Here is a 15,298-nt window from a genome sequence, read left to right on the forward strand (position 1 = left end):
GCCGCCGGCGCCCGGGACGGTCTGCACGGGTCAGCGGGGCCGATAGGCATCGGCGCGATGGTCCACGCGGATGACGATGACACGGACCTCTTCCTCATAGATCTCGTAGAGAATCCGGTAGGGCCCGCGCCGCGCGCTGTAGAGTCCGGCCAGCTCGCGTTCGAGGCGCTTTCCGACCCTGTACGGGTTGCGGGCGAGGTCCCCGAATGCGAACTCGATCACCGCCGGCACGATGCGCGGCGGAATCCGATCGAGGTCACGGACGGCTGTGGACGCGAAGATGACCTCGAAGCTCATCGCTTGGGGACACCGAAGCGGGCGCGAATCTCGTCCTCGCCGGCTCCTTCGCCTGCGGCCGCCTCAGCGCGCGCCTTCGCGATGTCCTGTGCGAGGCCCTCCCCATTGGCCAGCCAATACAGCCGCTCCTGGATCTCCTCCCATTCGTCGATTCCCACCAGCATCGCGGCCGGTGAACCATTAACGGTGATCGCGACTTCATCCCGCGTCGAGGCGGCGGAGTCGACGAGCTCACTGAGTCGCGCCTTCACTGCTGAGATGGGCAAGGTTTGCATAGGGAACACTATAGTCCGAATTCCGGTCTAATGCGAACTATAATTCAGCCCGATTGACGGCTCGGTGCGACGAGACTGAGCCAATACACGCGAACCCACAAGCTTTCTACCCCCTTGTTCGCGCATCCATTGGGGCGTTGGCTCGAAGGGATCGAAAGGAGCTCCCATGAGCGCGGACGACAAGATCAAGAATGAAGCACAGGACCTCAAGGGCAAGGCCCAGGAGACTGTGGGACACGTCACGAACGATGACGAGAAGGTTGTCGAAGGCAAGGCGAATCAGTCTGCCGCCGACATCAAGAAGGCCGGCGAAAACGTGAAGGACGCCTTCAAGCGCTAGCCTTCAGGCCGGCCGACACGGCGGGCCCCTCCGACGGCTGGAGGGGTCCGTCGTCGTGTGCCGGCTCGGCGGCCCTGTCGCGGACGAGGGACGCGATTCGGGCAGCGTCGCGCCCGACCCCGTGCACCATCGCCGACGACATCGACGTGAGGAAGTGCAGCCCGACGAAATACAGGCCGGGAACGTCGGAGACCACGCCGCGTTCGTGACGCGGCTCGCCCCGCTCGTCGAGGATGGGCATCCGGAGCCAGTCGAGTCCGGGCGTGAAGCCCGTGCACCAGACGATGTTCTCGACCTCGGCCACGGTGCCGTCGTCGAGCACCGGCTTCCCGTCGACGACACCGGTCACGCGGCCCGCCCGCTGGACTCCCAGACGGGCGAGGTCTTTGGACTTCACACGGATCAGCGGCACGCCTGTGGACATGACCTTCGGCCGCGCTTTGCGCCCGACCGGGGTGTTCACCGACATGACGTGGGTGAAGACGATCCGGTTCAGCACGTGCACCACGACGTGCCGGCTGACGAAGCTCGTGAACGACCCGGGGACCTCGCCGGTGTTCGGCCCCGCCACCATGACCTGGTGGCCGGATGCGAGTTCCTTCGCGATCTCGGCCGCCGAGTTGCCGGCGCCGACGAGCAGCACGCGCCCCGGCAGCAGCTGGTCCGGACTGCGATACTCGCCGGCGTCCAGCTGGCGGATGGCCGGGCTCAGCTCTGCCGCGAACGCCGGGATGCGCGGCACCTGGTAGTTCGACATCGCGACCACCACCGTGCGAGCGGCGAAGGTCTCGTCACCGCAGCGGGCGATGAAGCCGGCGCCGTCCGGTCCACGGGTCAGTTCGTCGACCCGCATCCCGCTGCGCACCGGGAGTTCGAAGGTGCGCGCATAGGTTTCGAGGTAGTCGGCCATCGCGTCCTTGGACGGCCAGGCGCCGGGGTCGCCCGGGAAGCGCATCCCGTCGAGTCCGTCATATCGGGCGGGCGTGAACAGGTGGAGGCTGTCCCAGCGGTTGCGCCAGGCGTCGCCGATCCGTGGCGAGGCATCGAGTACGACGTGCTCCACGCCGAGTTCGCGCAGGTGGTAGGACACCGAGAGGCCGGCCTGGCCGCCTCCGATGACGATGGTGTCGACAGACGTTTCCGTGTTCATACCCGCAGGCTACGAGTGCGGGTACGCTGTCGACTTCGGCAATGTCCGCCATTCCGCCCGCGGGCGGGTGGGTACTTCTACCCAGTCGCGCCGCTCACCGCCGGATCAGGCCGTGCTCGTAGGCGTAGGAGGTCGCGGCCGCACGCGATGGCACGCCGAGCTTCGTCAGGATGTTGCTCACATGGCGGTCCACCGTTCGCGAGCTGAGGCCGAGGTTCGCGCCGATCTCTTTGTTCGTGCGACCCGTTGCGGCCGCTCGCAGCACCTCGAGTTCACGTGCGCTCAGGATCCCGCCTGCCGCGTGCATCCGTTCATCGCCGAGAGCGGCGAGGTCCGGTGCGGCGTCGAGTTCCCGGAAGACGCGCCTGGCCGCATCCCGCTGCATCCGCGCGCCCTCGGTGTCGCCGAGTCGGTCGCACGCGTCCGCGAACGCGATCCGGATGCGCGCAGCGGGGTACGGGGCGGCGAGTGCCAGCCACGCGTCCAGCGCTTCTGCGAGGAGGGGCGCTGCCGCTGCGGCGTCGCCCTGGCGCAACCGGACGAGGGCGGATGCGTTGAGCGCCAGCGCGCGCAGCAGCGGCGTGCCGAACGTGGTCGCGATCTCGCCCAGCTCGGCCGCGGCGTCCTGCGCCTCGGCGAGCTCGCTCCGGCCTGCCCGGTCGGGCTCGCTCCGGCCGGGGTCGGCCGCGAGCAGGATCTCCACGAGTGCCGGCAGGTACCGCGCCCGACCGAGGGGGCTGACCGTCGTCGCGGTCGCCCGGCGGATACCCCCGACTGCGCTCGCGAGGTCTCCCTGGGCGAGCCTCAGGAGGGAGAGCCCGGGCTGCGGGTCGAGGCCCCGGCGGCTCGCCGCCTCGTACAGTCGTTCCGCTTCGTCGGCCTCCCCGCGGAGCCGATGGAGCTCCGCCGCCTCGTAGTCGGCGAGCGCCAGCTCGCGCTGGTCCGGCTTGCCGTCGGTGACCCGGCGGGTCTCGGCGAGAGCATCAGACCACGCGCCACCGAGCTGCAGGATCTCCGCACGGTGCACGCGGCACGTGCCGTTGAACAGCCCGAGCTGCGTCTGCGAGGAGCACCAGTCGTCGAGCACGGTCGACCATTCCCGGGCCCGGTCGAGCGCGAACACTCTCTGGCAGCATCCGACGACCGCACAGTAGACGAGCCCGCGCCCGAGGTCGGTCAGCCCGTCGGCCGTCGCGATGAGCATGGCTTCGTCGAGCAGGCCCATGCCTTCGGCCACGTCGCCGCGTTCGATCAGCGCGCGTCCGGCGAGCTGCCTGCCGAGGGCGGCGAGGTCGGGCTCGGCGAAACGGTCGCCGACGGCCGCGGCTTCCAGCGCATCCCGGTACGCCGCCTCGTTCTCGCGGGCGAGAAGCAGACGGTGGATGCCGGGCACGAGCAGGTAGCCGCGTACGGCACAATCGCCGTGGCGTTCTGCGATCGCGGCCGAGCGCGCGAGCCAGGCCTGGGCCCGACCCATCTCACCCAATGACGACAGCCGGAACCCGAGCCAGAAGGCGGCGGTCGCGGCGCGCAGTTCGTCACCGGCCGCGAGGCAGGCCGTGTAGCCGCGCTCCAGCAGGGCGAGGCCAACCTCTTCGCGTGCGGTGAGCGCCGCGGATTTGGCGTACAGCTCGAGGTCGTCGAGGCCGAGCGGCTGCGCGCGGTCCTCCTCGGAGAAGAGCGCGAAGGCGTCCTCCCAACGCTTCTCGGCGAACGCGATTCGCCCGGAGTCCGGCATAGCGCTGATTATCCACCGCCCGCCCGCACGCCGCACCCGCCGAGTTGGCGCAAATGACCCATTCGAAGCGTGGCAGACGGGCCAAGCGCGTCAACTCGGTGGAGGCAAGAGGCAGCGCGTCAGCTCTCGGGCAGCTCGCGCGGGACGGTGATCGCGTCGACCAGGGCGCCATTGCGCCAGACCGTGATCTCGATCGGTTTGTCGATCGCGTTCTCGACCATCCGCTTCTGCACGGCCGTCGTCGTCACGACGCGCTCTCCACCGAGTTCGACCACGATGTCCCCACGGCGCAGCCCGGCCTGTTCGGCGGGGCTGCCCGGCGACACGCCAGCCACCTGCAGGCCGGTCGGCGACCCGATGCGTTTCGCGAGCTCCGGCGACAGCGGCACGACGGCACCTGCGATGCCGAGCCATGCCCTGCGCACCCGTCCTGTCGCCATCAGGGAGGTGATGATCTCGCGGGTGGTCGCGTTGATGGGCACTGCCAGCCCCACCCCGATGCCGGCGACGGCCGTGTTGACCCCGACCATCCGCCCGGAGCTGTCCGACAGCACGCCGCCGCTGTTCCCTGGGTTGAGTGCGGCGTCCGTCTGGATGACCTCGTCGACCACGCGCCCGGACTGCGTCGGCAGCGAGCGCCCGAGCGCCGACACGATACCCGCCGTGACACTTCCGGCCAGGCCGAGCGGGTTGCCGAGGGCGACCACCACCTGTCCGACCTTCAGCGCGGCCGCATCGCCCAGCTCGACCGGTATCGGCACATCGCCGCGCGCGTGAAGCACCGCGAGGTCCGAGAGGGTGTCGCGCCCGACCACATCCACGCCGATCGTCGTGCCGTCCGAGAAGGCCGCCTCCGCCGAGCGGGCGCCTGCGACCACATGAGCGCTCGTGAGCAGGAAGCCGTCAGCCGTGATCACGCTCGCGCTCCCGGCCCCCGCTCCGCGGGAGGTCCGCACCGACACGCTCGCCACACTCGGGAGCACCCGTTCGGCGACGGCCATGATCGTCCGCGAGTACGCGTCGAGGAGCGCGTCGTCTGTGAGCGCGCTGTCTCTGAGCGTGTCATCAGTGACCGCGTCTCTGACCGCGTCGTCTCTGACCGTGTCATCTCTGAGCGTGTCATCAGTGACCGCTTCGTCTGTCAGCCCGTCGTCCGGGCGCCCGTCATTTCTGAGCCCGTCATCGTTCATGAGTCCAGCATCGCCTCGTCGGCTCCGGTTATGACTGCCGTTCGCTGCGGGCGGAGAGGCGGCGGGCGAGCATCCTGTATCCAACTCCGACCAGCACGACCACGATGCCGGCGGCGATCCCCAGTGGCGGCAGCGTCACGACGAGAAGGGCGCACGCGAGCGCGCCGAATGCCTGCAGGATGCGCGGAAACCGACGGTGTTCGCGCCCCTGGGTGAACGCGGCGACATTGGCGACGAAGTAGTAGAGCAGCACGCCGAAGGACGAGAAGGCGATCGCCCCCCGCAGGTCCACGACGAGCACCAGGATGCTCACGACGACAGCGATCGCGATCTCAGCGTGGTGGGGCACCCGGAATCGCGGATGCACGGCTGCCAGCCAGCGCGGCAGATCGCCTTCGCGTGCCATGGCAAGGGAGGTGCGGCCGACGCCGGCGATCAGGGAGAGCAGGGCGCCGAGGGATGCGGCGGCCGCCCCGAACCCGACGACCGGAACGGCCCACGCCCATCCGCTCGCCGCGACGGCGTCGGCGACCGGAGCGCTCGACGCAGCGACACCGGATGCTCCCAGGCTGCCGAGCACCACGACGGCGACGACCGCGTAGAGCACGACGACGATGCTGAGCGCGATGGTGATCGCTCGCGGAATGGTGCGCTCCGGTGCGCGGACCTCCTCACCCATCGTCGCGATGCGCGCGTAGCCGGCGAACGCGAAGAACAGCAGGCCGGCGGACTGGAGGATGCCGTACCAGCCGCCCGCCGCATCCGCCGGCCGCAGGAAGCCGGGCTCGAGTCCGGCGCTCGTGCACGCGACGACGGCGAGCGCCAGCACCAGCAGCACGACGACGACAATGGCTTTCGTCAGTGTCGCCGTGCGCGTCACGCCGCGGTAGTTCGCCGCCGCGAGCGCCACCACGGCCACGACCGCCACCGGCTTCTCCCAGCCGGCCGGTGCGGCGTACGCGGCGAACGTCAGGGCCATCGCGGCGCAACTCGCCGTCTTGCCGACGACGAAACTCCAGCCGGCAGCGAAGCCCCACCAGTCGCCGAGCTGTTCGCGCCCGTAGACGTAGGTGCCGCCCGAGGTCGGGTACTGGGCGGCGAGCTGCGCCGACGCCGTGGCGTTGCAGAACGCCACGATCGCGGCGATGACGAGGCCGATCAGCAGTCCAGCGCCGGCCGCCTCGGCCGCGGGGGCGAAGGCCGAGAAGATCCCGGCGCCGATCATCGACCCGAGACCGATGAACACGGCGTCGACGGTGCCGAGACGGCGGGCCAATGGAGCGTGCGATGTCACAGCCGCACCTTACGGCACGCGGGTATCGCCCGGGTTGCGCATCCGGCCGAACCGCTCAGTCGAGTTCGCGGACCGGCGACGGGCGCTCACCCGGCGCATCCCCGGTGTTGACGCGGACATCCGATTCCATGACCCCACAGTACGTCGGCGGCCCGGTCTACGCTCGCAGGAAGACGACCGGCTCTTGCGCCCACAGCCCGCGAGGGGCTTGGATGCTGGCTAGGCACCGAAATGGAGAGGGGTTTGCGATGTCAGCGAGCGAGCTCGAGCAGTCCAGCATTCGATACACCTACCGGGATCGCATCTTCCACCTGGACAAGGTGTCGGCTGGACTCTGGACGGTCTATGACGAAGGCCGCGCCGATCTCGGCAAGCTGGTACGCGTCGCACCCGAAGGCGAAGAACACGAACCGGTGTTCGGGATCATCTTCCCGGGCCAGGTCGAGACCGCCCTCGAAGGCTCCGACTGGCGCGGACTCGTTGCCGCTCTGATCAACACCTCCATCGACCCGACGCCGTCGTGGGGCGGCGGCCAGGGCGCGGCCTGAGCACCTTCCGGTCCGGGTCACCGGAACGCGGCTACCATCAGGGGGATGAACCCGAAGACGAGGGTGTCGGTGCTCGGCTGGGTCGCGGCCGCCCTGCTCAACGTCGGGACGCTCCTCTTCATCGTCGGGCTCATCGTTCCCCACGGGGACGGCCCCGGCGCCACGCTGCTGGTAGCGATCGCCCTGCTCGTGACCGGCCTCGCGGCCGCCGCAGCGTGGCTCTACGCCTCCCGTTCCCCTCGAGACTGACCCATCCGCTCGCGCCCGCAGCGCGCCTGGCGCCGAGAATCACCCGAGCCGCCGAGAGTCACCGACCTGGCGGGTCAACTCGGCGGTAGCGGTGAGTCTCGACGCGCGCAACCCCCTTGCGGGGGCTGAGCGGCAGGCGTTCGATGCCTGCGTGCGCACCAATCCGGTGGATGCACGGAGGGAGACACATCGTGACCGTCAAACTGCATCGCACGGCGTACTCGCATGCACGCCGGCTCGTCGAACAGGGCAAGGTCGTGCGCGACGAACGCGACGACTGGAGCGAGCACGCCCCCAGTACCGACGAACAGAATCGCTACCTCGACAAGCACGGCTTCGACGAATACGGCGAGTGGTTCCTCGGGGTGGACGACGCGAAGACCGAAGGCACGAAGGGTGAGTTCAGCTTCCCTTTCGGCGACTTCTCGAAAGTGCACCGCTGCGCGGTCATCTCACTGGAGAGCCGTGCCGCCCAGAACGACCATGACGACATCGCGAAGGCGGCGAAGTCGTTGCTCGACCTCATCGACAAGCCGTAGCCTCCCGCCGAGAGTCACCCGAGCCGCCGAGAGTCACCGACCTGGTGAGCCAACTCGGCGGTAGCGGTGACTGTCGGCGCTAGCGCTCGTCGTCGGCGACGAGGTCGGGGTTCGACGGATGCTCTGCCGGGTCGAAATCGGCGGGCGGCGGCTCCGCCGCTTCCTCATTCCCGCCGGCGAGTCCGGCGGGGGGCTCCGGCTGGTCTGCCGCAGGTTCTTCCGGCTGGCCGGTGTCGCCGGGCCTGGAGGTCACCGCCGGCTCTCTTCGCTGTAGGGCGTCATGTTGTGCACCATCGGGGAATGGTCGAGGCTGATCATCGCATCCTCGAAGACGTTGTCGCGCTCGTCAGGCTCCAGCGCGTCGTCGTGGGTGCGGTCGGCCAGGCCGTTGGTCTGGTCGAACTCGCTCACGACGTCCGGCCGCCGGTCGCCGTCGCGCGTGCTCAGCTCGTCGCCCATGTGTCCTCCTCGGGTTCGGTTCTGAGCAAGAAAACGCTACCGAGCCCGGGCGCGCAAGGGGTTGACACGGCCGAGCGCAACACATACGGCCAGGCCGTCAGCTCCGCCGGGCACACTCGCCGCTCGACACGGCCCGCGGCCTCCGCCGCCTCGCGCCGCCGAGAGTCACTGCAGGCGCCGAGAATCACCTCCCTGCGAGGTCATCTCGGCGACACAGGCGATTCTCGGCGACACCCACACTGGCGTGCGCGCCTCAGGAGGCGGCGTGCACCTGCGCGTTGACGACAGCCACCAGCTGCTCGAGCTGCTCGAAGGTGATCGGGCTGCCCGGGAACGAGGCCACACGATTGAGCGGCATCGATTCGGCCATCCGCAGCATCGCCGGGTCGGCGAGCATCGCGCCCATCTCCGCTCCAGCGCCCTGCGCGAACGCCGCCCCGAGGATCTGGCCGCCGATCGGGTGTTTCAGCCATTCACCGAGGGTGGAGTCGATCTTCAGCTCCGCGAGTCCGGCATCCCCGGTCACCGGCACGACGACCGACGCGCGGAGGTCACGCAACGACGCCCCGACCGTCACCGTGTAGTCGCCGCTCTCGACCGTCCAGGCGGCGGATGCGCTGTCGAAATACGCGAGATCCTCTGACGGGATCACGATGGTCACCTCGCGACTGGCCCCGGCGCCCACCTCGACGCTGGCGAATCCCTTGAGCTCGCGCACCGGGCGGACGGCGACAGAGCCGGGAACGCCGACATACACCTGCGCCACCTCGCGGCCGACGCGGTCTCCCGTGTTCGTGATCGTCACCGTCACCTCGAGGCCGACCTCGCTCTGCACCGCGGTCAGGCCCGAGTAGTCGAACGTCGTGTAGGAGAGACCGTGCCCGAACGGGAAGTCGACGGCCGCGTCGCGGCTGTCGTAGTAGCGGTAGCCGACGAAGAGGCCTTCGCCGTAACGCACGTGGCCGGCCTCACCGGGGAAGTCGAGGAACGCCGGGGTGTCCTCGAGGCGCAGCGGGATGGTCTCCGCCAGCCGCCCCGACGGGTTGACCGCACCGAACAGCACGTCTGCGATCGCTCCGCCGCCTGCCTGGCCGAGGAGCCAGCCCTCGACGATGGCGGATGCGCGTCCAGCCCAGCCGGAGAGCCGCACGGCGCCGCCGTTGGAGAGCACGACCGCGACACGCGGGTTGGCCGCGAGGACCGCTTCCAGCAGCGCGGTCTGCGCTGCAGGGAGTTCCAGGTGTTCGCGATCGAACCCTTCCGATTCGTCTTCGCCGGGCAGCCCCAGGAACACCACGGCGACGTCAGCGGCCGCGGCGACGCCGACTGCCTCGTCGACGAGGCCGGCATCGTCGGCTCCACCGAGGGCATACCCCGGGGCGAAGCTGATCTCGGACGACCCGGCGAGCTCCCGCAGTTCATCCAGTGCATTGTCCAGACGGGTCGGGACGATCTGCGAGCTGCCGGCGCCCTGGTAGCGTGGGGTGCGGGCGAACTCGCCGATGACGGCGATCTTCACGCCGGCGGTCGGGTCGATCGGCAGGATCCCGTCGTTCTTCAGCAGCACGATGCTGCGACCGGCGACCTCCCGGGCGAGCGCGTGGTGCGCGTCGCGGTCGTAGTCGGCCGACGCATCCGCCCCATCCACCGCCTTCGCGATCAGGTCGATCACGCGGTTCGCCGCGGTGTCGAGGACCGACTCGTCGAGCTCACCCGATGCGACGGCTGCGACGAGTTGCGCATCCGTGACGCCGTTGCTCGACGGCATCTCGAGGTCGAGACCGGCGACGAGGGCGCGGACGCGATCGTTCACCGCACCCCAGTCGGAGACGACCAGGCCCTCGAAGCCCCACTCGTCGCGGAGCACAGTGGTCAGCAGCCACGGGTCCTCGCTCGCGTAGACGCCGTTGATGCGGTTGTACGAGCACATGACGGTCCACGGCCGGGAGTGCTCGACGATGTGCTGGAAGCCGCGCAGGTAGATCTCGCGCAGCGGTCGCTCGTCGATGTCTGCGCTGACGCGCATCCGGTCGGTCTCCTGGTTGTTCGCGGCGAAATGCTTCAGCGAAGCACCGACGCCGCGCGCCTGGAGCCCGTCGACGAGGGCGGCACCGAGGCGGCCGCTGAGGATCGGGTCCTCCGAGAGGTATTCGAAGTTGCGACCGCAGAGCGGCGAACGCTTGATGTTGATGCCGGGGCCGAGCAGGACGCCGACGCCTTCGGCTTTCGCCTCGTCGCCGAGCGCGTTGCCGACCCGTTCGAGGAGTTGCGGGTCCCAGGTGGAGCCGAGCGCGACCGCGGGCGGGAAGCAGGTCGCGGGAACACTGTCGCCGATGCCGAGGTGGTCGCCGCCCTCGCGCTGCTTGCGCACGCCGTGGGGTCCGTCGGTGAGGTAGATGGAGGGGATGCCGACGCGATCGACCCCAGTCGACTCCCAGAAGCTCTTTCCGCTCGTGAGCGACGCCTTCTCTTCAGCGGTCAGCGCGTCGGCGTGCGGAAGCGGGGTGGCCATGACTCTCCTTCGATACGGTCACGAATACCGAATACCTTACATCACTCGGTTTTTGAACGGACGCCATCGGCACGGCCGCGCAGGAGCGAGACACGGAACTCGCGCAGCTCACCGCGCGCGAAGCCCTCGGCAATGACCGGATCCTCGGCCATGAGCCGCTCGGCGGCAGCGCGATCCGGCGCCTCGAAGATGGTGATCCCCGTGTTCACCTGCCCGAGCGTGGGGCCGGCCAGCACGAGGGAGCCCTCAGCGAGCATCCGCTTGAGCCGTTCGAAGTGCCGCCCCCACGCCTCGTCCTCGGCCTCGGTCATCGCCTCGGCGAAGTTCTCGCGCGGCGGATGGATGAAGTAGACCCACTCGCTCATGACCGCGCCGTCCTGACGGGCGCGCCCGCCACCGGGCGATCCTGGCACTGCGCCGTCGTCTCCGTCGTCACCGGCGTCTTCACGTTCTGGTTGCGGATGCCCACGAACGAGACGATCCCGCCCGCGATGAACAGCAACGCGACCACGAACACGACCCGGTGGAACGCGTCGACGTCCAGCATGGCGCCGACGATCGCTCCGGCGCAGGCGACGGCGATGAGGCCGGCGACCCGCGAGACGGCGTTGTTGATCGCCGAGCCGATCCCGCTCTGCGCCGGGCTGATCGACCCGAGGATCGCAGCCGTCAACGGAGCGACGGTGATCGACAGCCCGAGGCCGAACAGCAGGATGCCCGGCAGCAGCTGCACCCAGAAATTCACCGGCGACGTCGTCGTGAGCATGAGCAGGAATCCCGCGCCGATGATGAGCGGGCCGACCGTCATGAAGAGTCGCGGCCCGTACTTTCCAGCGAGCGAGCCGAACAGGGTGGAGAGCGAGATGGAGAGGATGGCGAGCGGGATGGTCGCGAGCCCGGCCTGGAAGGCGGTGAAGCCGGCGACCTCCTGGAGGAAGATCGTGATGATGAACTGGCCGAGCGAGATGCCCGCGTAGATCGCGGCCGTCGCCAGGTTCCCGAAGCCGAAGTTGCGCACGCGGAACAGGCCGAGCGGCATCATCGGATGGTCGACACGCGACTCCCACCAGAGGAAGGTCGCAAAGCAGGCGATCCCGAGGATGAGCGGCAGGTACACGATCGGGCTGCCCCAGCCGAGCCTGCCCTGCTCGATGAGAGCGAAGACGGGACCGGCCAGGCCGAGGGAGGCGAGCACGGCGCCCGTCACGTCGATCCGCGTGCCGGTGCCGGCGTGGCCGGACGACGGGATGCGCGTCAGCAGCACTAGCGTGACCGCGATGGGCAGCACGTTGACGGCGAACACGTAGCGCCAGCTGAGCGCGTCGACGAAGAAGCCGCCGAGGAGCGGGCCGAGGATGAAGGCGAGACCGGTCCAGGCCGTCCAGGAGCCGATCGCTTTCGCGCGAGCCGCCCCTGCGTACGTCGCTGTGATCATCGCGAGCGAACTCGGCACGAGAAGGGCGGCGCCCGCTCCTTGCACCGCGCGCGCGATGATCAGCACGAGCGCGGTGGGCGCGATGGCGCAGACGATGGATGCGGCCCCGAAGATCACGAGGCCGGCCCGCAGCACGCCGACCCGGCCGAAGGTGTCGGAGATGGAACCGGCTACGAGGATGAGCGACCCCAGCGTCAGCAGGTAGGCGTCGACGACCCACTGCTGCGTCTCGATGCCTCCCCCGAGGTCGCGCGTGATGGCAGGGAGCGCGACGTTGACGATCGACCCGTCGAGGAAGGCGACGAAGGAGGCGAGGATCGCCACGATCAGCACCGTGCGGGGGTTCCCCTTCATCGTGCCGGCGGCCGGTTCGGCGGATGTGGTCACATCGACAACCTACATCCGGTCTGTGGGTTCGTGTTGACTAAACAAATCGTCTTGACAAACTAGTTTGTCGGTGAGAGAGTGAACGCAACAACTGAAGGAGTGATCGACATGACACAGGTCCAACTGGGGATGAGCGTCTCCATCGACGGATTCGTCGCGACGCCCGACGGGCGCAACGACTGGGTCTTCCCCAACTTCGACGACGAGTTCGTCACCGACACGATGCAGCTGCTCCGCAGCCTCGACACGATCCTGCTCGGGCGTGCCAACTACGAAGAGCAGTCCGCGAGCTGGGCGAACGCCGACGGCCCGCTGGCCGAGATCATGAACAACGTTCCCAAGATCGTCTTCTCCCACACCCTCGAATCCGTCGACTGGGTCAACGCGCGGCTCGCCACAGGGACGCCCGAAGAAGAGATCGCCCGCCTCCGGGCCGACGGGGTGCCCAACGTCGGCGTCGCCGGCGGCGCCCGCTTCGCGCAGTACCTGTCGGCCCGCGGCCTCATCGACGAGTACACGCTCAACGTGCATCCGATCGCCCTGGGAGCCGGGATGCCCATCTTCACGACGCCCGTTCCCCTGCGACTCGTGGGCTCCAAGGTCTACGCGACCGGGCTGATCTCGAACCGCTATGCCGCTGCATCCGCCCCCGACGACGAGACCGTCGACGCAGCACGCGATCGCATCCACGCAGGCGCTTGAGCCGGTCGGCTAGCCTGAACGCGTACGCGGTCGGCAACCACGCGAGGAACCCATGCTGGATGTAGCGGTCATCGAGGACACGGCCGCGGCCGAAGCCTCACTCAACCCGATGCGGGCCCGGATGCTCGCCGAACTCGTCGACCCGCAGTCGGCGACGACCCTGGCGGGCAAGCTGCAGCTTCCCCGCCAGAAGGTCAACTACCACCTCCGCGAACTGGAACGGTTCGGACTCGTCGAACTCGCCGAGGAGCGCCGCAAAGGCAACATGACCGAGCGGGTCATGCGGGCGACGGCGGCCTCGTATGTGATCTCGCCAACGGCACTCGCCGCCGTCCAGCCCGATCCCGCCCGCTCGCCCGACCGCCTGTCGGCGCGCTGGCTGCTCGCGGTCGCGGCGCGCCTGGTGAGGGATGTGGGCGAACTGATCACCGGCGCGACCCGCGCGAACAAGACGCTGGCGACCTTCGCCCTCGACGGAGAGCTCCGCTTCGCCAGCGCGGCCGATCGCGCAGCCTTCGCCGAGGAACTCACCGCCGGCGTCGCGGGCCTCGTCGCCAAATACCATTCCGAGGCCGCGCCCCGCGGCCGGGACTTCCGTTTCATCGTGGCCGTGCATCCGAGCACGAAGCCCGCACGACAGAACACATCGGCGCCCGAGCCGGCGCCGCAGCCCGAGGAGGACTGATGGGACACAACTGGAACGTCGACGACGAGTTCGAACTCGACGCGACGCCGGAGGAGGTCTGGCAGGCCATCGCCTCGGGGCCGGGGATCGACTCCTGGTTCATGGGGGTCAGCGACGTCGAGCCGGGCGTCGGCGGGAGCGTCACGACCGACTTCGGCGGCTTCGCGCAGCGGTCGGAGATCACCGCGTGGGAGCCGGCCCGGCACCTCGCGTACACGAGCGAGCCCAGCCCGGACGGCCGGTTCATCGCGTTCGAATACCTGCTCGAAGCGAAGGACGGCGGAACGACGGTGATGCGGCAGGTTGCAACAGGATTCCTGCCCGGCGACGACTGGGAGGCCGAATTCGAGGCCATGGTGACCGGCGGCCTGATGTACACGCGGACCCTCCGGTCGTACGTGGACCATTTCACCGGACGGTTCGGGGTGCCGGTGTCGGCCATGGTCCAGCATCCGGATTTCGACCGCGCGTGGGCGGGCATGCGCGCCGACCTGGGTCTTCCCTCGGAAACGGCCGAAGGCGACCGGGTCACGCTCACCCCGACCGGGCTCGCCCCGATCACCGGAGTGATCGACTACCTGGCCGACGGCTACCTCGGAGTGCGCGCGAATGACGCGCTCTACCGCTTCTACCGGGGGTTCTTCGGGCCCGGCCTCGGGCACCACGTGTTCACGGACGGCGCCGATCGCACAGGGCTCGAAGCCGAATGGCTGGCATGGCTGGACAGCGCGGTCGCCTGACCGCTCCTACTGGTCGCGCTCGGTGTAGTCGCCCTGCTCGGCCGACGACTCGACGACTTCGTCGTTCAGCTCGGTCTCGGTGTACTCGCCTTCGATGAGCGGGTCGGTTCCGGGGTTGTCCTCGGTCTCGGTGTACGAACCGTGGACGGTGCGCAGCTCACCGCCCTCGTCGTTGACCTCGGTGTAGAAGCCCTCCTCTTCCGAGCGCACGACTTCTTCCGCGCGACCGACCTCGTCCTCGCGCCCGACCTCGTTCTCGCGGTCGCGGTCGCCACCGTCGGTAGGACCTTCGAATGTGCCCATCACTGCTCCTTTCGCCGGTGACATCCGCGTCGGGCCTGGGCTCGATCGGCGGGCATCCGTGCTGCGACTCTACGCCCGACGCTGCCCACCGGCCAGCCCTGCGCCGCGCCCGCTCCCTGCCGCCGAGAGTCGCCGCTCGCCCCGAGAATCACCGGCGCGCGAGGCCATCTCGGCCGCAACGGCGACTCTCGGCGACCGGGGGCGGGAGGGGCGACGCAGTCAGCGGGTGCGCGCCTTGTAGGCGGCCTGTCTCGCGTCGTCCCTGGCCTTCGTGAAGCCCGGGTCGTTCCAGAACGACGTCACGGCGCCCATCATCTGGTCGTAGCGTTCCCGGCCGGCGCGAGCGCCCAGCACATAGGCGATGAGTGCGATCACGAGGATCACGAAGAATCGTGGACGCATGGCCCCTCCTGACTGTCTGCGCCGACCCTAGTACCGTCGCCGCGGGATGGGAA

At 69.2% G+C, this 15,298-nt stretch carries 20 protein-coding genes; 7 read left to right on the top strand and 13 right to left on the bottom strand.

Going from position 1 to position 15,298, the window contains the following annotated elements; all coding sequences use genetic code 11:
- Positions 1 to 30: 30 nt before the first annotated feature.
- Both G3T36_RS04630 and G3T36_RS04635 read right to left on the bottom strand, forming a co-directional pair.
- Positions 31 to 297 (bottom strand): type II toxin-antitoxin system RelE family toxin, encoded by a 267-nt coding sequence (locus G3T36_RS04630; RefSeq protein ID WP_163288300.1) that lies wholly within the window; start codon positions 295 to 297, stop codon positions 31 to 33.
- Positions 294 to 572, bottom strand: a complete 279-nt coding sequence (locus G3T36_RS04635; RefSeq protein ID WP_163288302.1) for a type II toxin-antitoxin system Phd/YefM family antitoxin — start codon at positions 570 to 572, stop codon at positions 294 to 296. Before G3T36_RS04635 ends, G3T36_RS04630 begins: the two co-directional genes overlap by 4 nt.
- A 166-nt stretch (positions 573 to 738) precedes the next feature.
- Between G3T36_RS04635 and G3T36_RS04640 the strand changes: the two genes are divergently transcribed.
- Positions 739 to 912, top strand: a complete 174-nt coding sequence (locus tag G3T36_RS04640) for a CsbD family protein (RefSeq protein WP_163288304.1) — start codon at positions 739 to 741, stop codon at positions 910 to 912.
- Here G3T36_RS04640 and G3T36_RS04645 read toward each other — a convergent pair.
- The 4 genes from G3T36_RS04645 to G3T36_RS04660 form a co-directional block, all read right to left on the bottom strand.
- The gene (locus G3T36_RS04645; protein ID WP_163288306.1) at positions 902 to 2,062 is read right to left on the bottom strand and encodes a flavin-containing monooxygenase; all 1,161 of its coding nucleotides are present in this window, start codon (positions 2,060 to 2,062) and stop codon (positions 902 to 904) included. The two genes, G3T36_RS04640 and G3T36_RS04645, sit on opposite strands and share 11 nt — an antisense overlap.
- 94 nt (positions 2,063 to 2,156) lie before the next feature.
- Positions 2,157 to 3,800, bottom strand: a complete 1,644-nt coding sequence (locus tag G3T36_RS04650) for a LuxR C-terminal-related transcriptional regulator (protein ID WP_163288308.1) — start codon at positions 3,798 to 3,800, stop codon at positions 2,157 to 2,159.
- A 119-nt stretch (positions 3,801 to 3,919) separates the two neighbouring features.
- The gene (locus tag G3T36_RS04655) at positions 3,920 to 4,801 is read right to left on the bottom strand and encodes a S1C family serine protease (protein ID WP_163289074.1); all 882 of its coding nucleotides are present in this window, start codon (positions 4,799 to 4,801) and stop codon (positions 3,920 to 3,922) included.
- Positions 4,802 to 5,018: 217 nt separating this feature from the next.
- Positions 5,019 to 6,284 (bottom strand): amino acid permease, encoded by a 1,266-nt coding sequence (locus tag G3T36_RS04660; protein WP_163288310.1) that lies wholly within the window; start codon positions 6,282 to 6,284, stop codon positions 5,019 to 5,021.
- Between the two features lie 248 nt (positions 6,285 to 6,532).
- Here G3T36_RS04660 and G3T36_RS04665 point away from each other — a divergent pair, with 248 nt between their 5' ends.
- The 3 genes from G3T36_RS04665 to G3T36_RS04675 all read left to right on the top strand — a co-directional run bounded on the left by G3T36_RS04665 (position 6,533) and on the right by G3T36_RS04675 (position 7,620).
- Positions 6,533 to 6,832: a hypothetical protein gene (locus G3T36_RS04665; protein ID WP_163288312.1), complete on the top strand. Its 300-nt coding sequence runs from the start codon at positions 6,533 to 6,535 to the stop codon at positions 6,830 to 6,832.
- 45 nt (positions 6,833 to 6,877) lie between these two features.
- Positions 6,878 to 7,081, top strand: coding sequence for a hypothetical protein (locus G3T36_RS04670; RefSeq protein WP_163288314.1), 204 nt, complete (start codon positions 6,878 to 6,880; stop codon positions 7,079 to 7,081).
- Between the two features lie 191 nt (positions 7,082 to 7,272).
- Positions 7,273 to 7,620 carry a hypothetical protein gene (locus G3T36_RS04675; protein WP_163288316.1) on the top strand — a complete coding sequence of 116 codons (348 nt, stop codon included), beginning with the start codon at positions 7,273 to 7,275 and terminating at the stop codon, positions 7,618 to 7,620.
- Positions 7,621 to 7,699: 79 nt separating this feature from the next.
- Here the strand turns inward: G3T36_RS04675 and G3T36_RS04680 are convergent, their stop codons facing one another.
- The 5 genes from G3T36_RS04680 to G3T36_RS04700 all read right to left on the bottom strand — a co-directional run bounded on the left by G3T36_RS04680 (position 7,700) and on the right by G3T36_RS04700 (position 12,380).
- Positions 7,700 to 7,873: a hypothetical protein gene (locus G3T36_RS04680; protein ID WP_163288318.1), complete on the bottom strand. Its 174-nt coding sequence runs from the start codon at positions 7,871 to 7,873 to the stop codon at positions 7,700 to 7,702.
- A complete protein-coding gene (locus G3T36_RS04685; RefSeq protein ID WP_163288320.1) occupies positions 7,870 to 8,079 on the bottom strand; it encodes a hypothetical protein in 210 nt (69 codons plus the stop codon). The genes G3T36_RS04680 and G3T36_RS04685 overlap by 4 nt, the downstream gene beginning before the upstream one ends.
- Positions 8,080 to 8,332: 253 nt before the next feature.
- Positions 8,333 to 10,591, bottom strand: a complete 2,259-nt coding sequence (locus G3T36_RS04690; RefSeq protein WP_163288322.1) for a glycoside hydrolase family 3 C-terminal domain-containing protein — start codon at positions 10,589 to 10,591, stop codon at positions 8,333 to 8,335.
- Positions 10,592 to 10,632: 41 nt separating this feature from the next.
- A complete protein-coding gene (locus tag G3T36_RS04695) occupies positions 10,633 to 10,956 on the bottom strand; it encodes a YciI family protein (protein WP_163288324.1) in 324 nt (107 codons plus the stop codon).
- Positions 10,953 to 12,380, bottom strand: a complete 1,428-nt coding sequence (locus G3T36_RS04700) for a DHA2 family efflux MFS transporter permease subunit (RefSeq protein WP_163289075.1) — start codon at positions 12,378 to 12,380, stop codon at positions 10,953 to 10,955. Before G3T36_RS04700 ends, G3T36_RS04695 begins: the two co-directional genes overlap by 4 nt.
- Positions 12,381 to 12,521: 141 nt before the next feature.
- Here G3T36_RS04700 and G3T36_RS04705 point away from each other — a divergent pair, with 141 nt between their 5' ends.
- From G3T36_RS04705 to G3T36_RS04715, 3 genes are read left to right on the top strand one after another with little or no spacing between them, the layout of a single operon-like run.
- Entirely contained in the window at positions 12,522 to 13,115 is a 594-nt protein-coding gene (locus G3T36_RS04705) for a dihydrofolate reductase family protein (RefSeq protein WP_163288326.1), read from the top strand.
- A gap of 52 nt (positions 13,116 to 13,167) precedes the next feature.
- Positions 13,168 to 13,800 (top strand): ArsR/SmtB family transcription factor, encoded by a 633-nt coding sequence (locus tag G3T36_RS04710; protein WP_163288328.1) that lies wholly within the window; start codon positions 13,168 to 13,170, stop codon positions 13,798 to 13,800.
- Positions 13,800 to 14,540, top strand: coding sequence for an SRPBCC family protein (locus G3T36_RS04715; RefSeq protein WP_163288330.1), 741 nt, complete (start codon positions 13,800 to 13,802; stop codon positions 14,538 to 14,540). The genes G3T36_RS04710 and G3T36_RS04715 overlap by 1 nt, the downstream gene beginning before the upstream one ends.
- A gap of 6 nt (positions 14,541 to 14,546) precedes the next feature.
- Here G3T36_RS04715 and G3T36_RS04720 read toward each other — a convergent pair whose 3' ends face one another.
- On the bottom strand, positions 14,547 to 14,843 hold the full coding sequence (locus G3T36_RS04720) for a hypothetical protein (protein WP_163287392.1): 297 nt from the start codon (positions 14,841 to 14,843) through the stop codon (positions 14,547 to 14,549).
- Positions 14,844 to 15,062: 219 nt separating this feature from the next.
- Positions 15,063 to 15,245, bottom strand: a complete 183-nt coding sequence (locus tag G3T36_RS04725; protein ID WP_163288332.1) for a hypothetical protein — start codon at positions 15,243 to 15,245, stop codon at positions 15,063 to 15,065.
- Positions 15,246 to 15,298: the final 53 nt, after the last annotated feature.

The sequence above is a fragment of the Leifsonia tongyongensis genome (genome assembly GCF_010686705.1).
Lineage (GTDB): Bacteria > Actinomycetota > Actinomycetes > Actinomycetales > Microbacteriaceae > Diaminobutyricibacter > Diaminobutyricibacter tongyongensis.